This is a genomic window from Corynebacterium sp. HMSC069E04 (genome assembly GCF_001813175.1).
Lineage (GTDB): Bacteria > Actinomycetota > Actinomycetes > Mycobacteriales > Mycobacteriaceae > Corynebacterium > Corynebacterium aurimucosum.
Genome location: NZ_KV811703.1, coordinates 1 through 1,423, shown reverse-complemented (window position 1 = coordinate 1,423; position 1,423 = coordinate 1). Strand labels below are relative to the sequence as shown.

The following is a 1,423-nucleotide window of genomic DNA, read 5'->3' as shown; positions in this document are numbered from 1 at the left end:
CGGGGTGAGGTAGAAAACGACGGGTTCAGCGGGTCACCACAACATGTAGGGGTCCCTGGTGTGAAGATGAAAGTTCCTACACAACCATCTAAACCCACCAGGGACCCGTACTGTGAAGCCTACTGGAAACCTCGTCGCCGACACTATCTGCCGTACCGCGGAAATCGGACTTGCCATCACCGGTGCCGCTGATGCCGGAGCGTTGACCATCATTGAGGCCACGCCAGTAGCCGTTATCGGCGTGTGCCCGGACTGCGGACAGCCAGGAAAGCTGCGCGACCACACCACCCGTCGACTCGTTGATCTTCCTGTCGTTGGATTCCCCACTAGGCTGCACGTAACAGTCCCCAGATTCTTATGCACAGCCGTCTCATGTAAGAGAAAGATCTTCCAAGAATCTTTAACCTGCGCGGATGACGGCGCCAAACTCACTTATCGGGTCACCCGCTGGATCTTGCAGCGCCTTGCTATTGACCGGATGAGTGTGTCAGCTACCGCCAAAGCACTCGGTGTGGGCTGGGACCTGGTCAACCAGGTCGCACTGGATGCCTGCCGCCAGCTTGTCTACGGCGACCCCGGTCACCTAGACGGGGTTCGCGTCCTCGGAGTCGATGAACATGTATGGAAACACACCAGAAAACCAGGTCAGGCATCAAACCTGGTGACCATACTTGTTGACCTCACCCCGCTGGTGGACGGGCGTGGGCCTGCTCGTTTGTTAGACATGCGACCGGGCAGATCCGCCCACGTGCTCAGCGGGTGGCTTAAAGAGCGCGACCCCAGCTTCCGGGAGCAGATACAGGTGGTGACCATGGATGGGTTCACCGGTTATGCCACCGCAGTTGAAGAGCAACTACCACAGGCGAATAAAGTCATGGACCCTTTCCATGTGGTGCATCTGGCAGCCGACAAGCTCACCAGTTGCCGACAAAGACTCCAACGTGAGACAACCGGGCGCCGCGGACGCAAAGATGACCCGCTGTACAAGCACCGGCGCACCCTGTTGACCAGGACGAACTATCTCACCGAGCGGCAAAAGCAACGCTTAGAAATGCTGTGGGCCACCGATGACGACTACGTGGCCCTAGAAGTAACGTGGCTGCTCTACCAAGACGTGATCGCAGCGTACGCGCATCCGAAGAAATCGGAAGGCAAAAAGCTCATGGAACGCATCATCCACACCCTGCGTAAAGGACTACCAAAAGGCTTAGAAGAGCTCGCCCAACTGGGACGCACCCTGTGGCGTCGACGCAAAGATGTGCTCGCCTACTTTGATATCGGCGCATCCAACGGTCCCGTTGAGGCAATCAACGGCAGACTCGAACACCTACGCGGCATCGCCCTGGGATTCAAAAACCTCAACCACTACATCTTGCGATGCCTCATCCACTCCGGACAACTACAGGACAAAATCAACGCACTC

At 57.2% G+C, this 1,423-nt stretch carries 1 protein-coding gene; it reads left to right on the top strand.

The window, feature by feature from the left end; genetic code table 11:
• Window positions 1-112: 112 nt before the first annotated feature.
• Window positions 113-1,423: ISL3 family transposase (locus HMPREF2896_RS11435; RefSeq protein ID WP_070719578.1), on the top strand; the 1,311-nt coding region annotated here is incomplete at its 3' end.